Here is a 23,695-nt window from a genome sequence, read left to right on the forward strand (position 1 = left end):
GCTCTAGTCGCCCAGGATGGGAAACTCGATGCGAGTCCCATCCGGGAACGTGCCCTTCCTCTTCTGATTGGGCGATGAGATGCGCCCGGCCGCCTGCATCGGCTTGAGGGTCTTCACCTTGACCTGACCGCTGTGAAACGGCGTCTCGGTGATCACGTAGTCGATGATCTCTTGAACCGGCACGGTCCGGCCAGCGAAGTGCTGAGCCAACTCGTCCTGAAGCGGGCCTGTGTTGGCCTCGTCGCCGAAGAGGACCTGGAGACCCGCGAGCCTGTCATCGAACTCGTAACCACCACCTGGGGCCAGGGCCCACATCGCCTGTTTCATCTTGTTGTAGGCCTGGTCGTTCCGCGTGCAGAAGAAGAGGTAACTGCCGGTATGCCCGGTGCTCGTGACCATCTTGAAGCTGCAGATGTGGGCGAAGTTGCACTCCTTGCGCAGCTGCCGCTCGTAGAGATCGTGGATGAACTCGGCACGACCCTGATCCTTCGGGGGCGCGTTCTTGTACTCGTCGGAAGCAAACAGCGCAGTAAAGTGGGGGTCGACGTTGCCCGCGTTCGCGAACCGATTGACGCTGTTGAAGTCGAAGTAGATGAACAGTTCGCAGGACTGATGGCTGACGAGGTCGCGGATCAACGACATCGGGACGTCCTTGTACCCGAACGGATCGATGAAGGCGAAGGTCGGCGCGAGCTGGTGACCGGACGGGATTGAATCGAGGATGCCGCGCGCCAACTCCTGAAAGTTCTGGTTCTCGACCTTTACCTCTATGTTCTTCGGCCAAGGCGTTCGGCTTGCCTGAAGCTCGGCGAGGACGGTCTGCAATGAGGCGAACCGCTCGCTGTCCCACTCATTGAACGCGAACGTGAACTGGGTGTCGCCGAAGCCGGCGAACGCCTGATGATCGAGCAACGCCCGCAGTGTCAGCACCGGCGAGCCAGGTTCATTGTTCGCGTATTGTCCGGGTCCAGCGAACCCATCCAGAATATTGACGCTCGAGTGATAGGGGCTGCGCCCGAAGATGGCAAACCACGCACCGAGGTAGCGGACCAAGATGTCATGCTTGACCATGGTGTGTGCTGGCCGTTCCCACACGGTCGGGAGGCTGTCACCCTTGGCCACGATCGCCTCCTCGCTCCCTGACCTGCCGCGTCACCTGTCGCCTTTGGCACGGTTGCGTGTCGCATGGAGCGGTCAGGTTCGTCGAGCCGCTCTTCGACCGGGCAGTCATGCCGTCCTTCGCCCCCTTGGCCGCGTTGAGGCTGGACCTTCGGTTCGCGACGGTCGACATGCTCTCCCCCTTGTGGCCCAGTGCACCGCCGGCTCGGGGCGCTTCTCCCTGGCCATCGTATCGGCGGCAACTGATGAAGCTGGGGATCGAGGTCTTGGCGCGGCGTCTGAACGTGTGGCGTTCCACCGAGGACGCATGCTGCCACCGAAACCGCGCATCCATGGCCCTCCGGCGCGCTGTCAGCGTCAGCTTCTAGGTTGTCCTCATGTGGCTTCACAGTTCGCCCACGGACCTTGCAGTCGGAGCCGAAGTACTCCCGCCGACTGTCACCGGCAAGCGACCCCGCACCTTCGCTCCCGACGAAAACTACAGGATGTATTCCTGGTATCGCGACGATCGTGTCTATGTCTCGCGCATCGACGGTTCCGATCCGCTGCAGGTGCTCGGAACGATGCCTTGGAATCAGCCGAATACGTATCTCTATGAAGTCGACCCGGCCGATATTGAGCACGACGGTGATGTCGTCGCGGCCCCAGCGGGGTCTCACTCGTGTGCAAAGGCCGTGGTTGCGCGCCGCATCTATGAGCCGGTCAAAGCCGCAGGCACGGGCTCGACGCACGATGGGTAGTGATCGATGTGAACCAGGCTCGAGCGGAAGCTAGTTACCGTGAGTCAACTCGAGCACTGGCGGCGCGCGTTGACTGGCCCAACCGTTAACCGCGCGGCACTCGACTTGTTCGCACGGGACGCGTTCCCCGACACGGACCAGATCGAGCGCATCTCCCACGCGTGGGCAGCCGACGACCGATGGGCGCTTGGATCTCTCCTCGTCGAGCCGATCTGCGCTACGGCTGGCTAAGTGATCAACGGGATTCACCGGTTAGAGGCTATGCGCGCTCAAGGCAGCCGCTTCACCGTGGCGCTGAACTAGCGTGCCAGCAGCGAAACTCCTGGCCCCGAGACCAATTGAGCACAAACGAAGTCCATGTCTCGAATCGGCGAGCACGAGTCGGAGTCAGTGAAGGCGCTGGCGCGTGGCCTGGGCCGTTGTGGTGGCACTCGATGAATGGAGGAGCAGTTTCCGTCGCAAGGTCGTATAGGACAGGCGTCATACCGCCGCGTAGTCGGTTCCGGATGCTGGGCCGGGAAGGCCTTAAGGCGAAAGCCCTCGCGAGCCCAGCCCTGTCACGGTAGGCCGCGGCAGTTTCGCCGCCGCATCGGCATCCCAGCAGCGCGCCCGGCTCGTAGCGCATCGTGGGTCCGGCCGCCATCTGCGCGGCGATCCACCCAATCCTTCGGGTTCGGTCCAGCCAGACCGAGAACCGGGGTCAGTAGGGTGCACATCGCGGACGCGCAAGCGTCGCCGCGGGACTTCGACCTTGAGCCAGTAGCGAAGGGATCCGTTGGAGATGGCCTGCTCGTTGGGCGGTACCCACAGCGGGCAAGATCAGCGCATCAGTCTCCGCTGCGGACTCGGACGTGTTCCCGCCGAGGAACGGCTCACGATCCAGCCGACGTCGTTGAGATCCGATGTCCCCAAGTAGCGCAGAAGTAGTGCACCCCCGAAATTGAGAAGCCCCTAACCTTGCGTTTCCGCAGGTCAGGGGCAGTTTCGAGCTGGTGGACGATACTGGGATCGAACCAGTGACCTCTTCCGTGTCAGGGAAGCGCGCTACCGCTGCGCCAATCGTCCAATGCGATATGACAACCGCAGAGCGGACAACCGGGCTCGAACCGGCGACCTCAACCTTGGCAAGGTTGCGCTCTACCAACTGAGCTATGTCCGCCTGTAACCCTGGCCTTGGCAGCCGGGGCAACGGAGATGAACTTTATCCCACTCTCCGCCCAACATCCAAAACGGGTGACTCTGTGTCGCTTTCGCGAGCAACATCGTCGGCGAGATCATCGAGACGGAAACAGGTATCGCCGGCGAAATGGTGAGCGACCGGACTCGACGGGTCGGCGAATGCGACCGTGCAGATGGAGTTCGCCGACGCGGCGCCCAGGCCTGCGTCGTACTGGCAAAACGATGCTGGAGGTGGAGACGGGATTTGAACCCGTGTAGACGGCTTTGCAGGCCGTTGCCTCGCCTCTCGGCCACTCCACCGTGGAGCGGACAACCGGGCTCGAACCGGCGACCTCAACCTTGGCAAGGTTGCGCTCTACCAACTGAGCTATGTCCGCCTGCAGCTCGCAGACGAGCTGCGGTGCGTGCTGCGCAACGTTATCCGATAGCGCGGCGCGAATCCAAACCCGCCTCGTCGGCGGTCGTGTCGGCGGGCAGCGGCTGCTCTGCCGGCTTGCGACGGGAGTCCGCCGCTCCTCCGCGTATGGCGGTGAGCCGCGGCAACGGCGCGAGGTCGGCGACGCCACCGTCCTTCAACCGGTTCACGCCCTTGTTCACCCCGTCGCCGATCCACTGGGCCGCTCGGTCCCGCACTGTGACCTTCTCCGGCGGAGGCCAAAGACGCACCGACGCGGCGTTCATCGCCGCACCGATCAACACCGCGATGCCGAGGAAATACAGCCAGGTCAGCACCACGATCGTCGCCGCGAGCGGCCCGTAGATGCTGGTGCTCGCGTCACCCATCGAGCGCCCGAGGAACCAGCGCAGCGCCATCGACGCCCCCACCCAGATCACCAGCGTGAGCGTCGCGCCGGGAATGTCCCGCACCCATGGCGTCTTGGACGGCGTCGCGATGTAGAACAGCGTCGCCAGGCTGAGGATCGTCAGGCCACCGACCAGCGGCCAGTAGAACGTCATCAGGAAGCGCAGGCCGGGCGGCAGCCAACTGGCGAGCAGATCGGGCCCGATCACGATCAGCGGTATGACGATGGCCCCGAAGACCAGGCCCGCGAGATAGAGCGACAGGCTGAGCAGCCGGGTGCCGATGATCCCTCGGTGGCCGCCCTGGCCATACATGATCGACACGGTGTCGATCGTCACGTTGAGCGCCCGTGACCCGGACCACAGTGACAGTAGGAAGCCGACCGATATCACGTCCGGCCGTCCGGCGCCGAGCGCGGAGTTGATCGTCGGCATCAGCACATCGCGCAGGCTCTGCTCGGTGAGGAACTGCGCGGCATACGTCTCGATGTTGGTGGTGACCTGACCGACCGCGTTGGGACCGAGCCACTTGCCGAGGTAACCGACCGCACCGAGCAGCCCGAAGATCAGCGGCGGCAACGACAGGAGCGCGAAGAAGCCGGACTCGGCGGCGAGACCCGTGACGCGGTAGCGCATGCAGACTCGGATGGTCCCCAGCACCAACCGCGCGAGGGCCAAACCACCTGGCACCCGTGACAATTCGCGTCGCGCGACGGCCTTCACTCCCATGAACGCGCCTCGTTCGCCCGGCCGGCCTCGTCACTCACTCAAGCCACGGTATCGGCGGAATGGCCAAAACCTGTGGACCTCATAGGTGTTCGCCTGTCCCGTGTGTCACATCCGTCACGCGGTTCGGAGCGCGGGACGAGCACGCATAGACTTCGTGTCCTCATGGACATCTGGCCCGGTAAGCCCTACCCGCTCGGCGCGACGTATGACGGCACCGGCGTCAATTTCGCGTTGTTCTCCGAGATCGCCGACGGCGTCGAACTCTGTCTGGTGGACGAGTCCGGCGCCGAGACGCGCATTCCGCTGTCCGAAGTCGACGGACACGTCTGGCACGCGTATCTGCCCGGCATACAACCCGGTCAGCGGTATGGCTACCGCGTCTACGGCCCGCATGACCCGGCAAACGGGCACCGGTGCAACCCGGCGAAGCTGCTGCTCGACCCCTACGCCAAGGCGTTCGACGGTCAGATCGACGGCGACGAAGCGCTGTTCAGCTATCGCTTCGACGACCCTGACGAGTTCAACGAGGACGATTCGCTCGGTCACACGATGCTGTCGGTGGTGGTCAACCCGTTCTTCGACTGGGGCCACGATCGCCCGCCGCAGCACGAGTATCACGACAGCGTGATCTACGAGGCCCACATGAAGGGCCTCACGATGACTCACCCGGACGTGCCGGAGGAGATTCGCGGCACGTATGCCGCGATGGCGCACCCGGCGATCATCGACCACCTCACCGGGCTCGGCGTCACCGCGGTCGAGCTGCTGCCGGTCCACCAGTTCGTGCAGGACGCCACCCTGCAGGAGAAGGGACTGCGCAACTACTGGGGATACAACACGATCGGCTTCCTGGCCCCGCACAACGAATACGCCAGCTCGGGCACCGACGGTCAGCAGGTCACCGAGTTCAAGGCGATGGTCAAGGCGCTGCACGAGGCGAACATCGAGGTCATCCTCGACGTCGTCTACAACCACACCGCCGAGGGCAACGACCTGGGTCCGACGATCGCCTTCCGGGGCATCGACAACGCGGCGTACTACCGCCTGGTCGACGACGACAAGTCGCACTACTACGACACCACCGGCACCGGCAACAGTCTGCTCATGCGCAGCCCGCACGTGCTGCAGCTGATCATGGACTCACTGCGCTACTGGGTGCAGGAGATGCACGTCGACGGTTTCCGCTTCGATCTCGCCGCGACGTTGGCGCGGCAGTTCCACGAGGTCGACAAGCTGTCGGCGTTCTTCGACATCATCCAGCAGGACCCGATCATCTCCCAGGTCAAGCTGATCGCCGAGCCGTGGGACCTCGGTGACGGGGGTTACCAGGTCGGCAACTTCCCGCCGTTGTGGACCGAGTGGAACGGCAAATATCGCGACACCGTTCGCGACTTCTGGCGGGGCGAGCCGTCCACGCTCGGTGAGTTCGCCTCGCGTCTCACCGGTTCCAGCGATCTTTATGCCCACTCCGGCCGTCGACCGATCGCCTCGATCAATTTCGTCGTCGCGCACGACGGCTTCACGCTGCGCGACCTGGTGTCCTACAACGAGAAGCACAACGAGGCCAACGGCGAAGGCAATCGCGACGGGGAGAGCCACAACCGATCCTGGAATTGCGGTGTGGAGGGCCCGACCGACGACCCGCAGATCAATACGCTCCGCGACCGCCAGCAGCGCAACTTCATCGCGACGCTGCTGCTCAGCCAGGGCGTGCCCATGCTCGCTCACGGCGACGAACTCGGCCGCACCCAGCAGGGCAACAACAACGTCTACTGCCAGGACAACGAAATATCCTGGGTCGATTGGCAACTCGACGACCAGGAGCAGTCGCTGCTCGACTTCACCCGAGACGTGATCGCGCTGCGGCAGGAGCACCCGACCTTCCGGCGCCGACGCTTCTTCGAGGGCGATGCGCACCACGGCGGGGCCAGCGATGTCGGCGACATCGAGTGGTACTCCCCTTCCGGCACGGAGATGAACGAGCTCGACTGGCGCAACGGCTACGCACGAGCGCTGATGGTCTTCCTCAACGGGCGCGCGATCCTCACCCCGGACGAGAAGGGCCGCGAGGTCATCGACGACCACTTCCTGCTGCTCTTCAACGGACATCACGAGAGCGTCGACTTCACCGTGCCGAAAGACCTGCACGACGGTCAGTGGGCGATCGCACTGCACACCAGCGACCCCGAACAGGTCGACGCCGAACGCAGCTACACCTCGGGCGACAACATCTCGGTGGAGAGCAGGTCGGTGATCGTGCTGCAGGCGGTCGCGGAGCACGACTGACCGCGACCACCTGCAGCCGAGCCGCATCAGGTCGCGGCGAGCCTCTTCTGCTGCGCCTTGACGTCGAAGTCGGCCTTCGGCCATTGCAGGTCAAGCGACCGCAACCCGTCCAGCAGCAGCTGCTGCACCGCGAGGCGGGCATACCACTTGTGGTCGGCAGGTACGACGTACCAAGGGTTTTCGTCTGTCGAGGTCTTCTCGAGCATCGCCTGGTAGGCCTCCATGTAGTGGTCCCAGTACTCACGCTCGTCGATGTCGCCCGGATTGAATTTCCAGTACTTGTCCGGGCGGTCGAGGCGCTCGGCGAGCCGGCTCTTCTGCTCATCCGCCGAAATGTCGAGCATCACCTTGATGATGTGGATGCCCTTGGCATTCGCACTGCGCTCGAAGGTGTTGATCTGCCCGTAGCGGCGGCTCCAGGTCGCCGGCGGCACGAGATCGTGCACCCGCACGACGAGGACGTCCTCGTAGTGCGAGCGGTCGAACACGCCGATGTAACCAGGGTCCGGCAGCTCGCGACGGATCCGCCACAGGAAGGGTTTGCGCCGCTCCTCGGCGGTCGGCGCCTTGAACGCGTGCAGCTTCACGCCCTGCGGGTCGACCGTGCCGACGACGTGGCGCATGATGCCGCCCTTGCCTGCGGTGTCCATGCCCTGCACGACCAGCAGGATCGACGGGCCGTCGCCGTCGCGACCCCCGGCATACAGCCGCTCCTGGAGGTCGTCGATCTCGTCCCGGACCGCCGCCATCGCCTTCTCGGCGTCCTTCTTGTCACCCGAAAACCCAGGTGTGGCAGCAGGATCGACGTCGGCGAGCTGAAAGCCGGGTTTGACGCGCAGCAGGTCCGCGATCGACGCCTTCGGCTTGTCGCTCTTCTTCGACTTCTTCTTCGATTTCTTCGCATCCTTCTTGGCCATGCCACATCGTCGCACACATGGTGTTGCATGGGTTCATGCGACAACTACTGTCGGCCGGTGCCGGGCTGAGCGACGACGACCTGATCGCGCTGTATGCCGGGGCTTCCACCAATCCTTCACTCGTACGGCTGAACATGGCTGCCACCATTGATGGTTCGGCGACCGGTGACGACAACCGTGCGGGATCGATCAACACGCCGCCGGACAACCGGGTGTTCCAGTTGCTGCGCGCCTGGGCGGACGTGATCGTCGCCGGGTCGGGCACGGTGCGTGCCGAGCACTATGACGCGGCGGTCACTGATCCCCGGTGGACGAAGGTGCGTGCGGGACGGCCGGACCATCCCGCCTTGGCGGTGCTCAGCGCGTCCGGCCAGGTGCCACCCGAGGTCGGCACCAATAAGGGGGGCGAGGTCCTGGCCGTACGATCATCCGCGGATCGCCCGTTCTCCGAGGTGGTCGACGAGCTGCGCGAAAAGGGTTACCAGCGCATCCTCTTCGAAGGCGGCCCGACGATCGCCGGCGAGACGCTCGCGCAGGGCGTGATCGACGAGCTGTGCCTGACCTGGACTCCGATGCTCGTCGGCGGCGACGGTCCGCGCATCGCGCACGGCCCGGCAATGGACCGCCCGCTCACGCTGCTGTCGATGCTCGAAGAGGACGGGACCTTTATCGGCCGATGGCAGGTCGACTGAGATTCGGTCGAATCTCGTTCAGTCCGCGCAAAACTCGGCGACCAGCCGCTCCCACCGCGCCGGGTCGACACTCCACTCGCGGCAGTGTCGCGCCACGTCCCAGGGTTCAAGCCGGACCAGGTCCGGACGCGCCGCTGCCAACACCGCCGACGGCGCGAACGGCACGAACTCGTCGACCTGCGAATGGATCAGCAGGATCGGCACCCGGAGCTCCCCGGATCGGGCTACCCAGTCGGTGCGTCGCAGGTCGAGTCGTTCACCCAGCCCGGCCACCAGTCGGTGCATCGGGCTGCGCATCAGCAGCTGACCCAGTCGGTCGATCGGAGCGGGTAGGTTGTTCAGGTCCGCATGGAAGTCGAAGACCGCCGGCCAGCTGACGACGGGGGCGTCGAGCACGACCCGACTGACCACGTCGGCGAGCCACGACCGATCGAGTAACTGCAGCACCAGCGCGCCGCCCATCGACCAGCCGAACAGCTGCACCTCGCGGGCGCCGCGCTCCACGGCATACAACAGCGCGGCTTCGATGTCCTCCCACTCCGACAGGCCGAGATGGTAGCGGCCGTCGGGAGACGCTGGCACGCCAATATCGTTCCGGTAGCTGGGGATCAGACAGTTGATGCCCAGCGACTGCAGGGTGGGTACGGCGCGCAGGCACTCGCCGCGTTGAGCGCCTCGACCGTGGACCAGCACGGCCCAGCGGTCGCTGCCAGCGGCCTCGGCGAGCCATGCCGGCATCGGGCCGAGCGGCAGGTCCAGCACGATCTCGTCGATGTGCACGCCGAGTGAGTCCGCCGGCGGACCGCAGAAGTAGTAGCCGTTGATCCTTGCCAGCCCGGTGTCGAGCGTCCCGAAATCGACTCCGTCGAGCTCGCGCACGACCTCCCGATCGCCGACATCGAGCACCTCACCGAGGCGCGCGTGGGTGTGGAAACCGTTCTGCCACAGGCCATACCGCCCCGGTGCCACGGTTTCGTCGGTCCGGGCGAGCACGATGCGGTCGCGGTCGATGCCCAGCACCGGCAGCTCGTCGACCGGTAGTTCGGGCGTCAGGATCTGCCGGACGAAGTAGCCGGCGGCGCCAACCGCCGCTCCCCCGGCCGCGGCGGCGACGGTGGGCGCAACAGCGAGGGGCATTCGGCTCGGCACCCCGCCATCGTCTCAGGGACATGGGCAGAATGGCGCCATGGACCTGCCACTGGAGTTGCCGATCACCCCGATGCTCGCGAAGGCGACTGCGAAGGTGCCCGCCGCGGACAGCGTCGACGGCGGGATGCTCTACGAGCCGAAGTGGGACGGCTTCCGCTGCATCCTGCTGCGGGACGGCGACGAGATCGAGCTGGCGTCACGGGGATCCAAGCCGTTGACCCGCTACTTCCCGGAGCTGGTGGCGGCCGCGCGCGACCAGCTGCCCGACCGGTGCGCGCTCGACGGTGAGGTCGTCGTGCGCTCCGGTGCCGACGGTGCGGCGCGGCTGGACTTCGAGGCGCTCGGGCAGCGCATCCACCCGGCGGAGTCGCGGATCACCAAGCTGTCGCAGGAGACGCCGGCAGAGATCATTTTCTTCGACGCGCTGGTGGTCGACGGCAAGTCGTTGCTCGACGCGGCATTCGAGGACCGGCGAGAGGCGCTGGTGGCGACGATGCGGGGCGTCGGGGCGCCGTTCCACGTAACTCGGGTGACCGACGACGCTGCGGTGGCGGAGGACTGGTTCTCGCGCTTCGAGGGTGCCGGCCTCGACGGTGTCGTCGCCAAACCGAAGCTGTCGTCATACCAGCCGGGCAAGCGGACCATGCTCAAGATCAAGCATTCGCGCACCGCCGAGGCGGTGCTGATCGGTTATCGAATCCACAAGAGCGGCAACGGTGTCGGCTCACTCCTGCTCGGCATGTATGACGACAACGGCCACCTGCGCAACGTCGGCGGCATCGTGTCGTTCACCGCGAAACGCCGGCTGGAGCTGATCGACGAACTCGCTCCCCTGGTCGAGACCGACGACGCCGGGGACGCGCTGAAGGGAGAGACCGACCGGTCCCGCTTCAGCAGCAACAAGGACGTGTCCTTCGTGCGGTTGCGGCCCGAGAAGGTGGTCGAGGTCAAGTTCGACCAGTTGGAGGGCGCCCGCTTCCGGCATGGCGTCGGCTTCCTGCGGTGGCGCCCCGATCGTGACCCCGAGTCGTGCAAGCTGTCGCAGGTCGAACGCGCCCCGGCATACGACCTGGGGGAAGTGCTGCGCTGAGCGTTACTGCTCGATCCGGTTGCCGTCGGCGTCCCAGTGCTCGGCGACCTTTTTGCTGGGCTGCACGCGCGGCGGCTCGCCCGGCTGCTTCGGGTAGTCCGGCGGCCAGTTGAGTTCGCCGCCGGGCAGCGTCTCCCAGAGGTCGAGCAGCGGTGCCAGTGAATAGGATTCGTCGTCCATGTCGGCCCACGGGTTGCCGTCGGACAGGTAGTCCGGCACCGTCAGCAGGTTGAAGTCCGCCGGGTCCTTGACCGCTGCGATCGCGGCCCAGGTCATCGGCGTGCTGACCGGCGCACCGGGGCGCGCCCGCAGGCTCCAGGCGCCGGCGATGGTGCGGTCGCGGTTGTTCTGATTGAAGTCGACGAAGATGCGCTTCCCGCGCTCTTCCTTCCACCATGCAGTGGTCACGCCGCCGTCTCGGCGCTCGAGCTCGCGGCCGAAGCCGATCGCGGCGTGCCGCACGTCGTCGAAGGTCCACTCCGGCCGGATCCGCACGTAGATGTGAATCCCCCTGTTACCGCTGGTCTTCGGATAGCCGCGTAACCCCAGCTCGTCCAGCAGCTCCTTGGCGACACCAGCGACGCGCTGCGCGTCGGAAAACCCGGTGCCCGGCTGCGGGTCGAGGTCGATGCGCAACTCGTCGGGGTGATCGACGTCGGGCCGGCGGACCGGCCACGGGTGGAAGACCAGCGTGCCCATCTGGGCCGCCCAGACCAGCGACGCCGGCTCGGTCGGGCACAGCTCGTCGGCGGTGCGCCCGCTCGGGAAGGTGATCGGCACCGTCTCGACATAATCGGGCGCTCCCCTCGGCAACCGCTTCTGATAGAAGCCGTCGGCGTCGCGATCCTTGGGTCCCACCGCGAGCCGCATCCCCTCGCGCCAGCCGTCCGGCCAGCGCTCCATCGCGGTCGGCCGCTCCCCGATGCTCAGCATCATCGCGTCACCCACAGTTGCAAAGTATTGGCAGACCTGGAGTTTGGTGATCTGAGGAGTGCGGTCGGTGGGCTGGTAGATGACGCGGTCGGGGCTGGTCACGCGGACGTCGCGGTCGCCGGCCGCCACCTCGGCTGCAGGGGTTTTCGCCATACCTCCAAAGCTATGCCGTGCGGCAGACTCAGCGGCGACGAACGATCCCGAACACGCCGGCACCGATCAGGCCGAGCCCGGCGAGCAGCACCAAAATGAGGCCGCCACCGACCGAGGCAAATTCGGAATCGGCAAGGTCACCCATGTCGATCAGGGCCGTGAGCGAGCACAATGCGCCCATCACCAGAGCGACGATCGCCGCTCCGAGCATCCAGCGACCGAGTCCGCGGACGACACCGAGCACGCCCGCGGCCAGGAACAGCACGAGGGTCAGGCCACCGTCGCCGTCGGTCCCGCTGACGCTGATGCCGAACGGGCCGTTCGCCCATGGCAGCACCGAACCGATCACACCGAGCACCCCAAGGCCGACGATCACCCAGCCGATCGAACGAGCGACGACCGACGCCGCTGGTTGGGGCGCGTACGGCGGCTGCTGTTGCCACTGCCCGGGTTGTCCGTACTGCGGTTGCGCGTACTGCGGCTGCTCGAACTGCTGCGGAGGCGGATATGGCTGGTACTGCGACTGGTCCGGCGGCAGGTACGGCGACTGACCGGGTGGAGGCTGCTCGCCGTACGAAGGTTGGTCACTCATGGGAGAGATAGTGCTCGCACCTTCGCCATCCTGTCAGCGAATTCACAGAAAGCCGAGAGCTCACGGGCGAGGCGCGCTTTTCGCCGGACGTTCAAGGACACGTCACGCGACACGGCCCCATCGGGCCATCGCAGTCCGTAAAGTCCGATGGTCGTACCGCTCCGTCACCCGCTAGAGAACGCATCCCCCGAGAGGTTCTTCATGTCCCACCGGTCTGCCCGCGTGCGTCTCGTCACGCTGCTTGCCGCCACCGCCCTCGGCGGCGCCGGCGCCGTCACCCTGGCCGCCCCCGCCGCTCACGCGGCCTCGTCGAACGTCGTCATCTCCGCCGTGTATGGCGGGGGCGGCAACAGCGGCGCGCCCTACCAGAACGACTACATCGAGCTCTACAACACCGGCTCGTCCGCGGTCGACCTGTCCGGCTGGTCGCTCACCTACCGCTCCGCGAGCGGGGGCAGCGGCGGCAGCACCGCCCTCACCGGCACCATCGCCCCCGGTGGCCACTTCCTGGTGCAGGAGGCTGCCGGCAGCGGCTCCGCGGCCGCCCTGCCCACCCCGGACGCGACCGGGACGCTGAACATGTCCGCCACCGCCGGCAGCGTCGTCCTCACCCAGGGCGGCTCGACCGTCGACACCGTCGGCTACGGCAATGTGACCTCGTCATATGTCGAGGAATCGCCGGCACCGGCGATGTCCAACACCCTGTCCGACATTCGCACCAAGGGCTGCACCGACACCGACAACAACGCGAGCGACTTCGTCTCCGGTGCACCCGCCCCGCTGAATTCGTCCGCGCCCCAAGGTGTTTGCGGCTCGGGCGGCACGACTCCTCCGCCGCCCACCGGCGAACCGGCAACGATCGAGCAGGTGCAAGGCAGCTCGTTCCAGTCGCCACTGGCCGGCAAGAACGTCAAGGACGTGCGCGGCATCGTGACCGCGGTCAATGGCAGCTCCGGCTTCTGGATGCAGTCCGCGACACCGGATGACGACCCGCGCACCAGCGACGCTCTCTACGTGTATGGCGGGAGCACCGCAAAGGTCGGTGACGCCGTGACGGTCGCCGGCAAGGTGACCGAATACCGCCCTGGTGGCAGCAGCGGCAGCGGCAACCTGACCACCACCGAGCTGACCGCACCGACCGTCACCGTGAACAGCTCCGGCAACGCGCTGCCCGCACCGGTCGTCGTCGGCTCGCCGGGGCATGTCCCGCCGGCGCAGGTCGTCGAGTCGGGCAACCCGGGCAACGTGGAGACCGCCGGGCTCACCCTGGACCCGACCAAGAACGCGCTCGACTTCTGGGAGTCGTTGGAGGGCATGCGGATCCAGGAGGACGACGCGCGGGTCGTCGGCCCGACCGCGACGAAGTACGGCGAGACGCCGATCATCCCGGGCAACACCACCGGCGTCACCAACACGCCGCGCGGCGGGATCCTCTACAAGAGCTACGAGACGCCCAACGCGATGCGGCTGATCCTCAGCGACTCGCTGCTGCCCAAGGGCGCGATGGCACCGGCCAACGTCGGTGACAGCCTGCCGGGCGCGACGGTCGGCGTGCTCGACTACAACTTCGGCAACTTCGTGCTGATGGCCACCGAGGTGCCCGGCCTGAAGTCGGGCGGTCTGCAGCGCGAGACCACGTCCGCGCAGTCGACCAAGGAAGCCGCGATCGCGACCTTCAACGTCGAGAACCTGGCGCCGTCCGACCCGCAGAGCAAGTACGACCGGCTGGCCGGCCAGATCGTGAACAACCTGCAGTCGCCGGACATCGTGGCCTTGGAGGAGATCCAGGACAACAGCGGCTCCGCCAACGACGGCACGGTCGACTCGACCGCGACCAGCGACAAACTCATCGCGGCCATCGCGGCCGCGGGCGGCCCGTCATACCAGGCCACGTGGGTCAACCCGGCAGACGGCACCGATGGCGGCCAGCCGGGTGGCAACATCCGCCAGGTGTTCATCTACCGCTCGGACCGCGGGATGAGCTTTGTGCAGAAGGACGGTGGCACCGCCACTAACTCCACCGAGGTGGTCGGCAAGAACTCCAAGACCTCGATCACCTTCTCCCCCGGGCGGATCGACCCGACCAACCCCGCATGGGACGACTCGCGCAAGCCGTTGGTCGGGCAGTTCGAGTGGCAGGGCAAGCCGCTGTTCGTGATCGCCAACCACTTCAACTCCAAGGGCGGGGACGACTCGATCATGGGTCGCTTCCAGCCGCCAGTGCGGGGCAGCGAGACCCAGCGGAACGCCCAGGCGACCGTGGTGCGCGGCTTCGTCGATGACCTGCTGGCGGCCGACAAGAACGCCCAGGTGGTGGTGCTCGGCGACCTCAACGACTTCGACTTCAGCCGCACCGCGGACATCCTGGTCGGCTCGGGCAAGACCGCCCTGACCGACCTGCCGCGCACGCTGCCGGTCGGCGAGCGCTACACCTACGATTACCAGGGCAACAGCCAGGTGCTCGACCAGATCCTGATCAGCCAGGGCTTCGGCAAGAAGTGGTCGTACGACATCGTGCACACCAACTCCGAGTTCTACGACCAGGACTCCGACCACGACCCGCAGGTCGTGCGCGTGCAGTAGTCCCACCGCATCGCAAGCGGGCCTCCCCGGGAACGTCCTGGGGAGGCCCCTTGTTGATACACCTGGAAAGACTTCACCGGCCGACTTCAAGGAGTGTGCGATGACCGACCAGACGGCATACAACGTCACCAAGAGCGACGAGGAGTGGCGCGAGCAGTTGTCACCGGCCGAGTACGCCGTGCTGCGCCAGGCCGGCACCGAGCGCCCCTTCACCGGCGAATACACCGACACCGAAACCGAGGGCGTCTACACCTGCCGCGCGTGTGGCGCGGAACTCTTCCGCAGCAACACGAAGTTCCACAGTCACTGCGGCTGGCCGTCGTTCTACGCGCCGTCCGAGGACGACAACGTGGAGTTGATCGCGGACCGGTCGATGGGCATGGTGCGCACCGAAGTCCGTTGTGCCAACTGCGGATCCCACCTCGGGCACGTCTTCGAGGGTGAGGGTTACGACACCCCGACCGACCAGCGCTACTGCATCAATTCAGTGTCGCTGAAGCTCGACCCGAAGGAGTGACCACGCGCAGCGGCTGTGCTCAGCGCAGCCGCTGCACCAGGTCGCCGATCGGCGTCAGCGGTCCGGTGAAGAACGGCGTCTCCTCGCGCACGTGCCGCCGCGCCTCGGTCGCGCGCAGATCGCGCATCAGGTCGACGATGCGGTGCAGCTCATTGGCCTCGAAGGCGAGCAGCCACTCGTAATCGCCGAGCGCGAACGCGGGCACCGTGTTGGCACGCACGTCCGGATAGTCGCGTGCGGCCAGGCCGTGGTCCTTCAGCATCGTGCGCCGCTCGGCGTCGGGCAGGAGATACCACTCGTAGGAACGCACGAACGGGTAGAGGCACAGGTACTTCTTCGGATCGGGGTCGACCAGGAAGTCCGGCACGTGCGACTTGTTGAACTCCGCCGGACGGTGCACCGCCGCGTTCGACCACACCGGCTCGAAGTGACGGCCGAGCTCAGTGGCGAGAAAACCGTGGTATGCCGCCTGCAGCGGCTCGATGCTGGGCGCGTGCCACCAGATCAGCAGATCCGCGTCGGCGCGCAGGCCGCCCACGTCATACGTGCCCCGGACGACGACGTCGTCAGCCGACAGCTCCTTCAGGAACCGCTCGGCGCCGGCGATCAGCTCGCCACGATCTGCCGGCAACTCGCGTGCCGCGCGGAACACCGAATACATGGTGTAGCGCACGGTGTCGTTGATCTCGTTGATCGCCTTGGCACCCGGTCGCAGTCGCTGGTCGTCGCTCATGCCCCCATTGTCCCGCGCGCGGGTCGGACGCCGGCGAGGTGGTCGAGCACCTGCGCCGCCGCCCGCCGGCCGGAGCCGATGCAGGCCGGGATGCCGACCCCGTCGTATGCCGCGCCGGCGACCGCCAGACCGGGCAACTCGGCGACGGCTGCCCGCACTCTGGCCACCCGGTCGGGGTGACCCACGGCGTACTGCGGCAGTGCACCGCCCCACCGCTGGACGTGCACGTCGATCGGGTCGGGGACCGCGCCCACGGCGGCCCGCAGGTCGGCCAGGCCGTCCGTCGCGAGTTCCTCGTCGGACCGCTGCAGGTCGGCCTCCTCCCCCTGCCGACCCACCGACACCCGCGCGAAGACCACGCCCGGAGCCGCGTCGGCCAGCCACGGCCACTTGCTTGAGCTGAACGTCGACGCCTTGATGGTGCGACCTTCGACCGGCGGCACCAGAAACCCGGAACTTCCTGCCAATGCTGCGGATTCGGCGGCGGCGAAGGCAAACGTGACGATCGCCATCGAGGCATAGTCGACGTCGCTCAGTAGTGCGCTCGCTGCGGGCGCGACTTGCTGTAGCAGTCGGGCGGACGGTCGAGCGGGGGCAGCGAGCACGACCGCGTCGACCTCGAGCGTCTCCGGCGCGCGGGTCTCGCCCACGACGACCTGCCAGCCCTGTGGCCGGCGTGACAACTCGCGAACGACGGCACCGGTGCGCACCTGTACGTGTCGCTCCTCGAGTGCCTCCACGATGCGCGCCGGCAACGAACCGACTCCACCGCGCAGACCGGCGAACACCGGCCCGGCGTTCGACCCGCGGGCCCGCCGAGCCGCCGCGCGAGCCGCCTCGGTGAGGGACTCGCCGCGCTGCGCGACCGCGAAGAGCGCGGGCGCACACGCTTGCGCGGACAGGCGACGCGCATGTCCGGCATAGACCCCACCGAGCAGCGGCTCCACCAACCGGTCCACGACGGCAGCGCCGAGCGCGCCTTCGACGAGGTCCCCGACGCTGAGATCCGCGGCGACCGTGACCGGCTCCTCCAAGGCCGCGCGGGCGACCTCGGCCTCGGAGAGCAGCGGGCGCAAGCCGGCCGGGTCGGCGGGCACGCCGAGCATCGTGCCGGTCGGCATCGGCACGAGCTCGTCATGACTCCAGATCGACGCGTGCACCGGCGCCGGGTGCACCGGCGCGAGATCGAGGTCGGCGAGCAACTCGAGCGCTTCCGGACGTCGAGCCAGCATCGACTCCGCACCGACGTCGACCGAGTGCCCCGCAACGTCGGCGAGCCGTAGCTTTCCGCCCACCTGGGTCGCACCCTCCAGCACCACGATTTCGTGCCCGGATGCCGCCCCCTCCAACGCGGCGCTCAGACCTGTGATGCCTCCACCGATGATCGCGATACGTGCCACGGCACCAGCGTCTCACCAACCGGCGGCGCGTGCGCGCGGGACTGTTACGGACAGTCCTTGTGTCGGTACTACCCCGCGACCGCGTGCCAGGCGGCGGCGATACGTGGCACCGCCTCGTGCAGCTCATCGGCCCGCAGTGCGTAGGGCGTGCGGACGAACGACTCCAGACCGCGCCCGTCGACGGCAAATGCCGAGCCGGGCACCATACGCACTCCTCGCTCCGCGGCGGCCCGCACCAGGGCGGACGAACGCGCGGCCGGCAGCCGCCACCACAGCAGCAGTCCCCCGCGGGGCACCGTCACCGACCAGTCCGGCAGGGCCTCGCGCAGTGCGAGGACTGCTGTCCGAGACTCGCGCATGCAGTCGGCAGCATCCACCGGCAGGCCGCCGTGATCGCGAATCATCGATGCTGTCACCAGCTGTTCCTGCACGGGTGCGCCCATGTCGAGAGTCAGGCGGGCGGTCGCGATCGCCCCGACGAGCTTGTGGGGAGCACGAATCCAGCCGACCCGCAGGCCGCCCCACAGCGTCTTGGAGCCAGTGCCGACCGTGACGCAGTCGGGATCGTGCGCCGCCATCGGCAGGACGTCCGGAGTGCCGTCGAGCCAGACCTCGGCGATCGTCTCGTCGACCACGCCGACCACTCCGGCTCGTCGCCACTCCCCCGCCAGACGGGCGCGCGCTGCGTCGTCGAGGAGCCGACCGGTCGGGTTGTGAAAGTCGGGCACGAGCAGCATCGCCTTCACCGAGTCCAGGGTCTGCCGCAGGCCGGCGACGCTTTCCTCTCCGGTCAGCACCGGCACCGCGACTGGTCGGGCACCCGAATGCCGCAGTGTGGCAAGTGAGTTCGGATAGGTCGGGCTCTCCAGTGCTACCCGGTCCCCGCGGTCGAGCAGCGCCCGGAAGACCGTCGCCAATGCTGCGAGTGCACCGGTGGTGACGATGATCTGATCGGGCGAGGTCGCCACACCGCGCGCGGTGAAGCGCTCGGCGACTGCCTCCCGCAGCTCCGGCACGCCCAGCGGGAAGTAGCCCGCGCCACTGGTGTAGCGAGCCAGTCTGGGTGCCGAATCGGCATACGCCGCAGTCAATCCCGGGGCGGCAGGAGGCGCCGCGCACGTGAGGTCGATGGCGCCGGCAGGCAGTGCGGACAACGGTCCGAGCGCGGACGGCATCGGCTCGCCGCCACCGGCAACCGGACCGCCTGGGACCACCACGCGGGTGCCGGAGCCGTGCCGCGCCTCGGCATAGCCCTGGTCGCGCAACAACCCGTAGGCCCGGGTGACGGTCGTGCGACTGAGACCGAGTGCGGCCACCAGTTCTCGCTCGCTCGGCAGGCGGGTGTCATGCACCAACCGTCCGTCGCTCACCAAGGCCCGGATGGTCTCGGCGAGCCAGCGGTAGGCCGGCCCGTCGCCCTCCGGCGACCCGAGCATCATCGCGAGCCGATGTGCGCTGAGAGTTGGAGCCATGAGGCCACTCTTCGCCAAGTGGCTATTTTCTGCAAGGCCACTTCGCGGGACGCTTTGGGCATGACCCCGAAGCTCGCCTCCCTCACCCCGCGCCAGCAACTCACCGCGGGCCGGCTCCCACGGCGGCTTGCGCAGCTGTTCGTGGGCCTCAGCCTGTATGGCGCGGCAATGGCGATCTTCGTGCGCGCCGGACTCGGGCTGGACCCGTGGGACGTCTTCCACTACGGCGTCGCCGAGCACCTGGGTCTCGACCTCGGCACCGCGGTCATCCTGGTCAGCTTCCCGGTGCTGCTGCTCTGGATCCCACTGCGTCAGTGGCCCGGCCTCGGCACGATCGCCAACGCCGTGTGGATCGGGATCGCGACCAATCTCGCGCTCGCCGTCGTGCCCACCGCGCACGGTCTACTCACCCAGATCGCGTTCCTGTTGTCAGCACTGGTGATCAACGCACTCGGCGGCGCGCTCTACATCGGCAGCCAGCTCGGCCCGGGTCCGCGCGACGGACTGATGACCGGGCTGCACCGCCGCACCGGCCTCAGCCTGCGGCTGGTCCGTACGTGCCTGGAGCTGAGCGTGCTGGCGGTCGGCTGGCTCCTCGGCGGCGTGGTCGGCATCGGGACCGTGCTCTACGCGGTCGCAATCGGCCCGCTCGTGCAGTTCTTCCTGCCGTATTCGGTTGTTAAGCTTGACGATTCGACTTCTCGTGCACGAGCTCCACGACTGCGCTCAACACACCCGGATCCGTGTCCGGCAGCACCCCATGGCCAAGATTGAAGATGTGACCACGCGCGGCGCGGCCGGCGGCGAGGATCTCCTCCACCTGCTGCGCCAGCGGCTCCCACGGCGCGAAGAGCAGCGCCGGGTCGAGGTTGCCCTGCAGGCTGTATGACGGTCCGACCCGACGCGCCGCCTCGTCCAACGGCACCCGGAAGTCCACACCCACGACGTCGGCGCCGGCAGAGCCCATCGCGGCGAGCAGCTCACCGGTCCCGACCCCGAAGTGGATGCGTGGGACGTCGAGCCCCTCGACGGCCGCGAGAGCGGCGGCCGAGTGCGGCTGCACGAACCGCTCGTAGTCCCGCAGTGACAGGGCGCCGACCCAGGAGTCGAAGAGCTGGATCGCGCTCGCCCCGGCCTCCGCCTGGGTGCGCAGGAACGTGCCGGAGATGCGGGCGAGCTTGGCGCACAACGCATTCCACACGTCCGGCTCGCCATACATCAATGCCTTGGTGTGCTCGTGGTTGCGCGACGGGCCGCCCTCCACGAGGTAGCTGGCCAGGGTGAACGGCGCACCGGCGAAGCCGATCAACGGGGTCCCGCCGAGCTCGGCGGTGATCAGGCGCACCGACTCGGCGATGTCACCGATGCTGTCGACGTCCAGCTCCGGCAGTGCGTCGACGTCGGCCTTGGTGCGCACCGGCGATGCGACGACCGGTCCGACGCCGGGCTTGATGTCGACGTCCACGCCGGCCGCCGCGAGCGGCACGACGATGTCACTGAAGAAGATCGCCGCGTCGACCTTGTGCCGGCGGACCGGTTGGAGGGTGATCTCGCAGACCAGCTCCGGTGTCCGGCACGCCTGCAGCATCGGCACGTCGGCGCGGACCTGCCGGTATTCGGGCAGCGACCGGCCCGCCTGGCGCATGAACCACACCGGGGTGCGCGTCGTCGGCAGTCCGCGCGCGGCACGGACCAGGTCGCTGTCTTTCGGGTCGGCCGAATCGCCGGGGGGCTGGGTCACGGCCTCGATCCTCGCACGAGCCGCGATCACGAGACGGCGAGGATCACTCCGAGGAGCGCCAGCGCGACGCCGACCAGCTGCACCGGACGCAATCGCTCGTGCAGGAAGACCCCGGCGAGCAACAGCGTCGTCACCGGATAGAGCGAACCGAGCACGCTGACCACACTCACCGCGCCGTGTGTCGAGGCGATCGCGAAGAGGCCGTTCGCGGCGAGGTCACCACAGCCCACCAGCATCAGCAGAGGTATGACGCGGGCCTGCGCGCGGCCGCCGGGCACTCCCCCGGGCCAGCACCGCCACACCAGCGCGAGCTCGCTGACGCTGGCGACGCGCATCGCCCACAGCGAGGGCACGACCCCGTGGCCCGACGCCTGGTGCAGGAAGTACAGCGACAGGCCCAGCCCGAGCGCGGCCGCGAGCGCGAGCAGCACCGACTGGCGACTGGCCGCGCCGGAGAGCTCGGGCCCGGACGCCAGGGCGGCGCCGGCGAGCGCGAGCGCCAGACCGACGCCGACGACGAGACTGAGCCGGTCGCCGGTGAGCAGGCCGAGCGCCACCGGAACGACCGCGCCGAGGGCGGCGATCGGCGAGACGACGCCCATCACCCCGCTGGACAGCGCCGCATAGAAGCAGCAGAGCCCGAGGCCGCCCACCAGTCCCGACAGCCCGCCCCACAGCCACCACGGGCCGCCGGACCAGCCGTTGCGCGCGACCTCGACGATCATCAGCAGCGACATCGCGATCAGGCCGCCGCACTGGGAGAGGACCACGACCCGCAGGGCCGCGATGCGTTTGGTGAACAGGCCGCCGAAGAAGTCCGCCGTGCCCCACACCAGGCTGGACGCGAGGGCGAAAACCACGCCCATCAGGTGGTGTCCCTCGCTCGCATGACCGCATCGTCGCACGCGACCCGCCGGGCGCCGAAAGGTCCGTCCATCGAAGGCTTGTACGACCTACGCTTGCCGTTGTGGGCACACGAAACCTGGGTGGGGACGCCGCGCTCGACTTCTCTCGCGCCGTCGAGGCGCTGCAGGCTGTGCGCCTGCGTCCGGAGTTGCGGCTGACCGAGACGCCGGCTCCTGGCCGCATCGCGCCATACTCCGTCGCCATGACCGCCGACGTGCTCGGCGGGCCGGCCGAGGACGACGACGAACTCGCCACCGGCCGCTTCGTCGTCCTGCACGACCCGGCACTGCCGGACCCCTGGGAGGGCGCCTGGCGGGTGGTCACCTTCGCCCGCGCCGAGCTCGAGGCCGAGACCGGGGCCGACCCGCTGCTCGGTGAGGTCGGCTGGAGCTGGCTCGTGGACTGCCTGCGCGACGGCGGCGCGGAGTTCCGTGCCGAGGCCGGCACCGTGACCCGAGTGGTCTCCGAGGGCTTCGGCTCGCTCGCGGACAACGCGACCACCGTCGAGCTGGAGATCCGGGCGTCCTGGACTCCGGTGGGCCCCGACCTCGGCACCCACCTGGCCGCGTGGACCTCGCTGTTGTCGACCGTTGCCGGTCTGCCGCCGCTGCCGGAGGGCGTGGTCGCCCTGCCCGGCCAGCGGCGATGAGCGAGAGCCCCGACACAGGCGACGAAGCTCCGGCATACCCGGTCCTCACGGCGCCGGCCGACGGCGTCCCCGACGTCCTCACCGACGAGCGCGACCTGCAGGCTGCCGCGGACGCGGTCGCCGCCGGCACCGGGCCAGTGGCGATCGATGCCGAGCGGGCTGCCGGATATCGGTATGGCAACCGTGCCTACCTGGTGCAGTTGCGCCGCGAGGGTGCCGGTAGCTTCCTGATCGATCCCATTGCGCTGCCTGATCTTTCGCCGATGCAGGAGGCGATCGGCGATGCCGAGTGGGTGCTGCACGCAGCGACCCAGGACCTGCCGTGCCTCGCCGAGGTCGGCATGCACCCGAAGGCGTTGTTCGACACCGAGCTGGGGTCCCGCCTCGCCGGCCTTCCCCGGGTCGGCCTCGCCGCGGTGATCGAGCACTACCTCGGCATCACGCTCGCCAAGGAACACTCCGCGGTCGACTGGTCGACGCGACCGCTGCCCGAGCCGTGGCTGACGTATGCCGCCTTGGACGTCGAGGTGCTGGTCGAGGTGCGTGACCGGCTGCGGGCCGACCTGGAGCAGCAGGGCAAGCTGGAGTGGGCACTGCAGGACTTCGAGGCGCTGACCCACTTCACCGGCCCGCCGCAGCGTGCGGAGCCGTGGCGTCGTACCTCCGGCATGCACAAAATCAAGAACAAGCGGGCGATCGCGCGGGTCCGCGAGCTGTGGCTGACTCGCGACCGGATCGCCCGCGACCTCGACACCGCACCCGGCCGAGTGCTGCCCGACGCAATCATCGTCGAGCTCGCCAACCGGGCCCCGGCCACGCCAGAGGAGCTGCAGGAAGTCGGTGCCTCAGCCCGCTCGTCGTCGCGCAGTCGCAGTCGTGGCCGGATCGCGCACCGCGGACTGACCCGCTATCAGCAAGACTGGCTCGACGCGATCGCCGCGGTGGCCGCGCTGCCCGACAAGAAGCTGCCGCCCGCCACCGTGCGCAATGACGCGCCGCCACCCCCGCGAGCCTGGGCGGATCGCAACCCGGAGGCCGCGGCGCGGCTGGCCTGGGTGCGGGAGCGGCTGAGCGAATATTCCGAGCAGCAACACGTCCCGCTGGAGAACCTCATCACGCCGGACACGCTGCGGCGAGTGTTGTGGACTCCCCCGGAACCCTTCGTGGACAACGTGATTCGCGATCGATTGGCCGAGCTCGGCGCGCGGCAGTGGCAGGTCGACCTGGTCACCCCGCTGCTGCTCGAGGCGCCCACCGAACCCGCCGCTACTGACGAGTAACAAAGCGGTTAGAGTCGAGCGCGTCAACTCGTCT

The 23,695-nt window shown here is 67.8% G+C and carries 20 protein-coding genes and 4 tRNA genes; 9 read left to right on the top strand and 15 right to left on the bottom strand.

Features of this window, described 5'->3' with window-relative positions; all coding sequences use genetic code 11:
• Window positions 1-3: 3 nt before the first annotated feature.
• Window positions 4-1,122, bottom strand: a complete 1,119-nt coding sequence (locus tag N2M23_RS05565) for a three-Cys-motif partner protein TcmP (RefSeq protein WP_171155132.1) — start codon at window positions 1,120-1,122, stop codon at window positions 4-6.
• A gap of 374 nt (window positions 1,123-1,496) precedes the next feature.
• Here N2M23_RS05565 and N2M23_RS05570 point away from each other — a divergent pair, with 374 nt between their 5' ends.
• Window positions 1,497-1,859, top strand: coding sequence for a hypothetical protein (locus tag N2M23_RS05570; protein ID WP_212755431.1), 363 nt, complete (start codon window positions 1,497-1,499; stop codon window positions 1,857-1,859).
• A 990-nt stretch (window positions 1,860-2,849) separates the two neighbouring features.
• Here the strand turns inward: N2M23_RS05570 and N2M23_RS05575 are convergent.
• From N2M23_RS05575 to N2M23_RS05595, 5 genes are all read right to left on the bottom strand, one after another.
• Window positions 2,850-2,924: transfer RNA gene (locus tag N2M23_RS05575), tRNA-Val, on the bottom strand.
• Between the two features lie 21 nt (window positions 2,925-2,945).
• Window positions 2,946-3,018 (bottom strand) — tRNA-Gly (locus tag N2M23_RS05580).
• A 246-nt stretch (window positions 3,019-3,264) separates the two neighbouring features.
• Window positions 3,265-3,338, bottom strand: a tRNA-Cys gene (locus tag N2M23_RS05585).
• A gap of 1 nt (window position 3,339) precedes the next feature.
• Window positions 3,340-3,415: transfer RNA gene (locus N2M23_RS05590), tRNA-Gly, on the bottom strand.
• Between the two features lie 40 nt (window positions 3,416-3,455).
• A complete protein-coding gene (locus N2M23_RS05595; RefSeq protein WP_265443933.1) occupies window positions 3,456-4,568 on the bottom strand; it encodes a YihY/virulence factor BrkB family protein in 1,113 nt (370 codons plus the stop codon).
• 162 nt (window positions 4,569-4,730) lie between these two features.
• Between N2M23_RS05595 and glgX the strand changes: the two genes are divergently transcribed.
• A complete protein-coding gene (gene glgX, locus N2M23_RS05600) occupies window positions 4,731-6,854 on the top strand; it encodes a glycogen debranching protein GlgX (RefSeq protein WP_265443934.1) in 2,124 nt (707 codons plus the stop codon).
• 26 nt (window positions 6,855-6,880) lie between these two features.
• Here glgX and N2M23_RS05605 read toward each other — a convergent pair whose 3' ends face one another.
• Window positions 6,881-7,771, bottom strand: coding sequence for a polyphosphate kinase 2 family protein (locus tag N2M23_RS05605; protein ID WP_265443935.1), 891 nt, complete (start codon window positions 7,769-7,771; stop codon window positions 6,881-6,883).
• Between the two features lie 35 nt (window positions 7,772-7,806).
• Here N2M23_RS05605 and N2M23_RS05610 point away from each other — a divergent pair, with 35 nt between their 5' ends.
• Window positions 7,807-8,463, top strand: coding sequence for a dihydrofolate reductase family protein (locus tag N2M23_RS05610; protein WP_265443936.1), 657 nt, complete (start codon window positions 7,807-7,809; stop codon window positions 8,461-8,463).
• Window positions 8,464-8,481: 18 nt separating this feature from the next.
• Here N2M23_RS05610 and N2M23_RS05615 read toward each other — a convergent pair whose 3' ends face one another.
• Entirely contained in the window at window positions 8,482-9,600 is a 1,119-nt protein-coding gene (locus tag N2M23_RS05615; RefSeq protein WP_265443938.1) for an alpha/beta hydrolase family protein, read from the bottom strand.
• Window positions 9,601-9,649: 49 nt separating this feature from the next.
• Between N2M23_RS05615 and N2M23_RS05620 the strand changes: the two genes are divergently transcribed.
• Window positions 9,650-10,702 carry an ATP-dependent DNA ligase gene (locus N2M23_RS05620; RefSeq protein ID WP_265443940.1) on the top strand — a complete coding sequence of 351 codons (1,053 nt, stop codon included), beginning with the start codon at window positions 9,650-9,652 and terminating at the stop codon, window positions 10,700-10,702.
• Window positions 10,703-10,705: 3 nt separating this feature from the next.
• Here the strand turns inward: N2M23_RS05620 and N2M23_RS05625 are convergent, their stop codons facing one another.
• Window positions 10,706-11,788, bottom strand: coding sequence for a DNA polymerase domain-containing protein (locus N2M23_RS05625; RefSeq protein ID WP_265443942.1), 1,083 nt, complete (start codon window positions 11,786-11,788; stop codon window positions 10,706-10,708).
• 28 nt (window positions 11,789-11,816) lie between these two features.
• The gene (locus N2M23_RS05630) at window positions 11,817-12,380 is read right to left on the bottom strand and encodes a hypothetical protein (protein ID WP_265443944.1); all 564 of its coding nucleotides are present in this window, start codon (window positions 12,378-12,380) and stop codon (window positions 11,817-11,819) included.
• A gap of 201 nt (window positions 12,381-12,581) precedes the next feature.
• On the opposite strand from N2M23_RS05630, the gene N2M23_RS05635 reads away from it, so the two are divergent.
• Window positions 12,582-14,963, top strand: coding sequence for a lamin tail domain-containing protein (locus N2M23_RS05635; protein ID WP_265443945.1), 2,382 nt, complete (start codon window positions 12,582-12,584; stop codon window positions 14,961-14,963).
• Between the two features lie 100 nt (window positions 14,964-15,063).
• The gene (msrB, locus tag N2M23_RS05640) at window positions 15,064-15,480 is read left to right on the top strand and encodes a peptide-methionine (R)-S-oxide reductase MsrB (protein ID WP_265443946.1); all 417 of its coding nucleotides are present in this window, start codon (window positions 15,064-15,066) and stop codon (window positions 15,478-15,480) included.
• Between the two features lie 19 nt (window positions 15,481-15,499).
• Here the strand turns inward: msrB and hemQ are convergent, their stop codons facing one another.
• The 3 genes from hemQ to yczR form a co-directional block, all read right to left on the bottom strand.
• Window positions 15,500-16,213, bottom strand: coding sequence for a hydrogen peroxide-dependent heme synthase (gene hemQ, locus N2M23_RS05645; protein WP_265443947.1), 714 nt, complete (start codon window positions 16,211-16,213; stop codon window positions 15,500-15,502).
• The gene (gene hemG, locus N2M23_RS05650; protein ID WP_341870581.1) at window positions 16,210-17,613 is read right to left on the bottom strand and encodes a protoporphyrinogen oxidase; all 1,404 of its coding nucleotides are present in this window, start codon (window positions 17,611-17,613) and stop codon (window positions 16,210-16,212) included. Before hemG ends, hemQ begins: the two co-directional genes overlap by 4 nt.
• A 68-nt stretch (window positions 17,614-17,681) precedes the next feature.
• Complete coding sequence (gene yczR, locus N2M23_RS05655) at window positions 17,682-19,085, bottom strand: MocR-like transcription factor YczR (RefSeq protein WP_265443949.1); 1,404 nt, start codon at window positions 19,083-19,085, stop codon at window positions 17,682-17,684.
• Between the two features lie 60 nt (window positions 19,086-19,145).
• On the opposite strand from yczR, the gene yczE reads away from it, so the two are divergent.
• Window positions 19,146-19,859, top strand: a complete 714-nt coding sequence (gene yczE, locus N2M23_RS05660) for a membrane protein YczE (protein ID WP_265443950.1) — start codon at window positions 19,146-19,148, stop codon at window positions 19,857-19,859.
• Here the strand turns inward: yczE and hemE are convergent.
• The gene (gene hemE / locus N2M23_RS05665; RefSeq protein ID WP_265443951.1) at window positions 19,765-20,826 is read right to left on the bottom strand and encodes a uroporphyrinogen decarboxylase; all 1,062 of its coding nucleotides are present in this window, start codon (window positions 20,824-20,826) and stop codon (window positions 19,765-19,767) included. The genes yczE and hemE overlap by 95 nt on opposite strands.
• A gap of 26 nt (window positions 20,827-20,852) precedes the next feature.
• On the bottom strand, window positions 20,853-21,692 hold the full coding sequence (locus N2M23_RS05670; protein WP_265443952.1) for a DMT family transporter: 840 nt from the start codon (window positions 21,690-21,692) through the stop codon (window positions 20,853-20,855).
• Window positions 21,693-21,793: 101 nt separating this feature from the next.
• Here N2M23_RS05670 and N2M23_RS05675 point away from each other — a divergent pair, with 101 nt between their 5' ends.
• The gene (locus N2M23_RS05675; protein WP_265443954.1) at window positions 21,794-22,381 is read left to right on the top strand and encodes a DUF3000 domain-containing protein; all 588 of its coding nucleotides are present in this window, start codon (window positions 21,794-21,796) and stop codon (window positions 22,379-22,381) included.
• Window positions 22,378-23,661, top strand: coding sequence for an HRDC domain-containing protein (locus tag N2M23_RS05680; protein ID WP_265443956.1), 1,284 nt, complete (start codon window positions 22,378-22,380; stop codon window positions 23,659-23,661). The genes N2M23_RS05675 and N2M23_RS05680 overlap by 4 nt, the downstream gene beginning before the upstream one ends.
• The last annotated feature ends 34 nt before the right edge of the window (window positions 23,662-23,695 follow it).

This window comes from Flexivirga meconopsidis, from assembly GCF_026162425.1.
Taxonomy (GTDB): domain Bacteria; phylum Actinomycetota; class Actinomycetes; order Actinomycetales; family Dermatophilaceae; genus Flexivirga; species Flexivirga meconopsidis.

Coding starts and splice junctions, on each gene's coding strand:
- N2M23_RS05570 (WP_212755431.1), top strand. CDS start 1,497: ATGTGGCTTCACAGTTCGCCCACGGACCTTGCAGTCGGAGCCGAAGTA.
- N2M23_RS05595 (WP_265443933.1), bottom strand. CDS start 4,568: ATGGGAGTGAAGGCCGTCGCGCGACGCGAATTGTCACGGGTGCCAGGT.
- glgX (WP_265443934.1), top strand. CDS start 4,731: ATGGACATCTGGCCCGGTAAGCCCTACCCGCTCGGCGCGACGTATGAC.
- N2M23_RS05605 (WP_265443935.1), bottom strand. CDS start 7,771: ATGGCCAAGAAGGATGCGAAGAAATCGAAGAAGAAGTCGAAGAAGAGC.
- N2M23_RS05610 (WP_265443936.1), top strand. CDS start 7,807: ATGCGACAACTACTGTCGGCCGGTGCCGGGCTGAGCGACGACGACCTG.
- N2M23_RS05615 (WP_265443938.1), bottom strand. CDS start 9,600: ATGCCCCTCGCTGTTGCGCCCACCGTCGCCGCCGCGGCCGGGGGAGCG.
- N2M23_RS05620 (WP_265443940.1), top strand. CDS start 9,650: ATGGACCTGCCACTGGAGTTGCCGATCACCCCGATGCTCGCGAAGGCG.
- N2M23_RS05625 (WP_265443942.1), bottom strand. CDS start 11,788: ATGGCGAAAACCCCTGCAGCCGAGGTGGCGGCCGGCGACCGCGACGTC.
- N2M23_RS05630 (WP_265443944.1), bottom strand. CDS start 12,380: ATGAGTGACCAACCTTCGTACGGCGAGCAGCCTCCACCCGGTCAGTCG.
- N2M23_RS05635 (WP_265443945.1), top strand. CDS start 12,582: ATGTCCCACCGGTCTGCCCGCGTGCGTCTCGTCACGCTGCTTGCCGCC.
- msrB (WP_265443946.1), top strand. CDS start 15,064: ATGACCGACCAGACGGCATACAACGTCACCAAGAGCGACGAGGAGTGG.
- hemQ (WP_265443947.1), bottom strand. CDS start 16,213: ATGAGCGACGACCAGCGACTGCGACCGGGTGCCAAGGCGATCAACGAG.
- yczR (WP_265443949.1), bottom strand. CDS start 19,085: ATGGCTCCAACTCTCAGCGCACATCGGCTCGCGATGATGCTCGGGTCG.
- yczE (WP_265443950.1), top strand. CDS start 19,146: ATGACCCCGAAGCTCGCCTCCCTCACCCCGCGCCAGCAACTCACCGCG.
- N2M23_RS05670 (WP_265443952.1), bottom strand. CDS start 21,692: ATGGGCGTGGTTTTCGCCCTCGCGTCCAGCCTGGTGTGGGGCACGGCG.
- N2M23_RS05680 (WP_265443956.1), top strand. CDS start 22,378: ATGAGCGAGAGCCCCGACACAGGCGACGAAGCTCCGGCATACCCGGTC.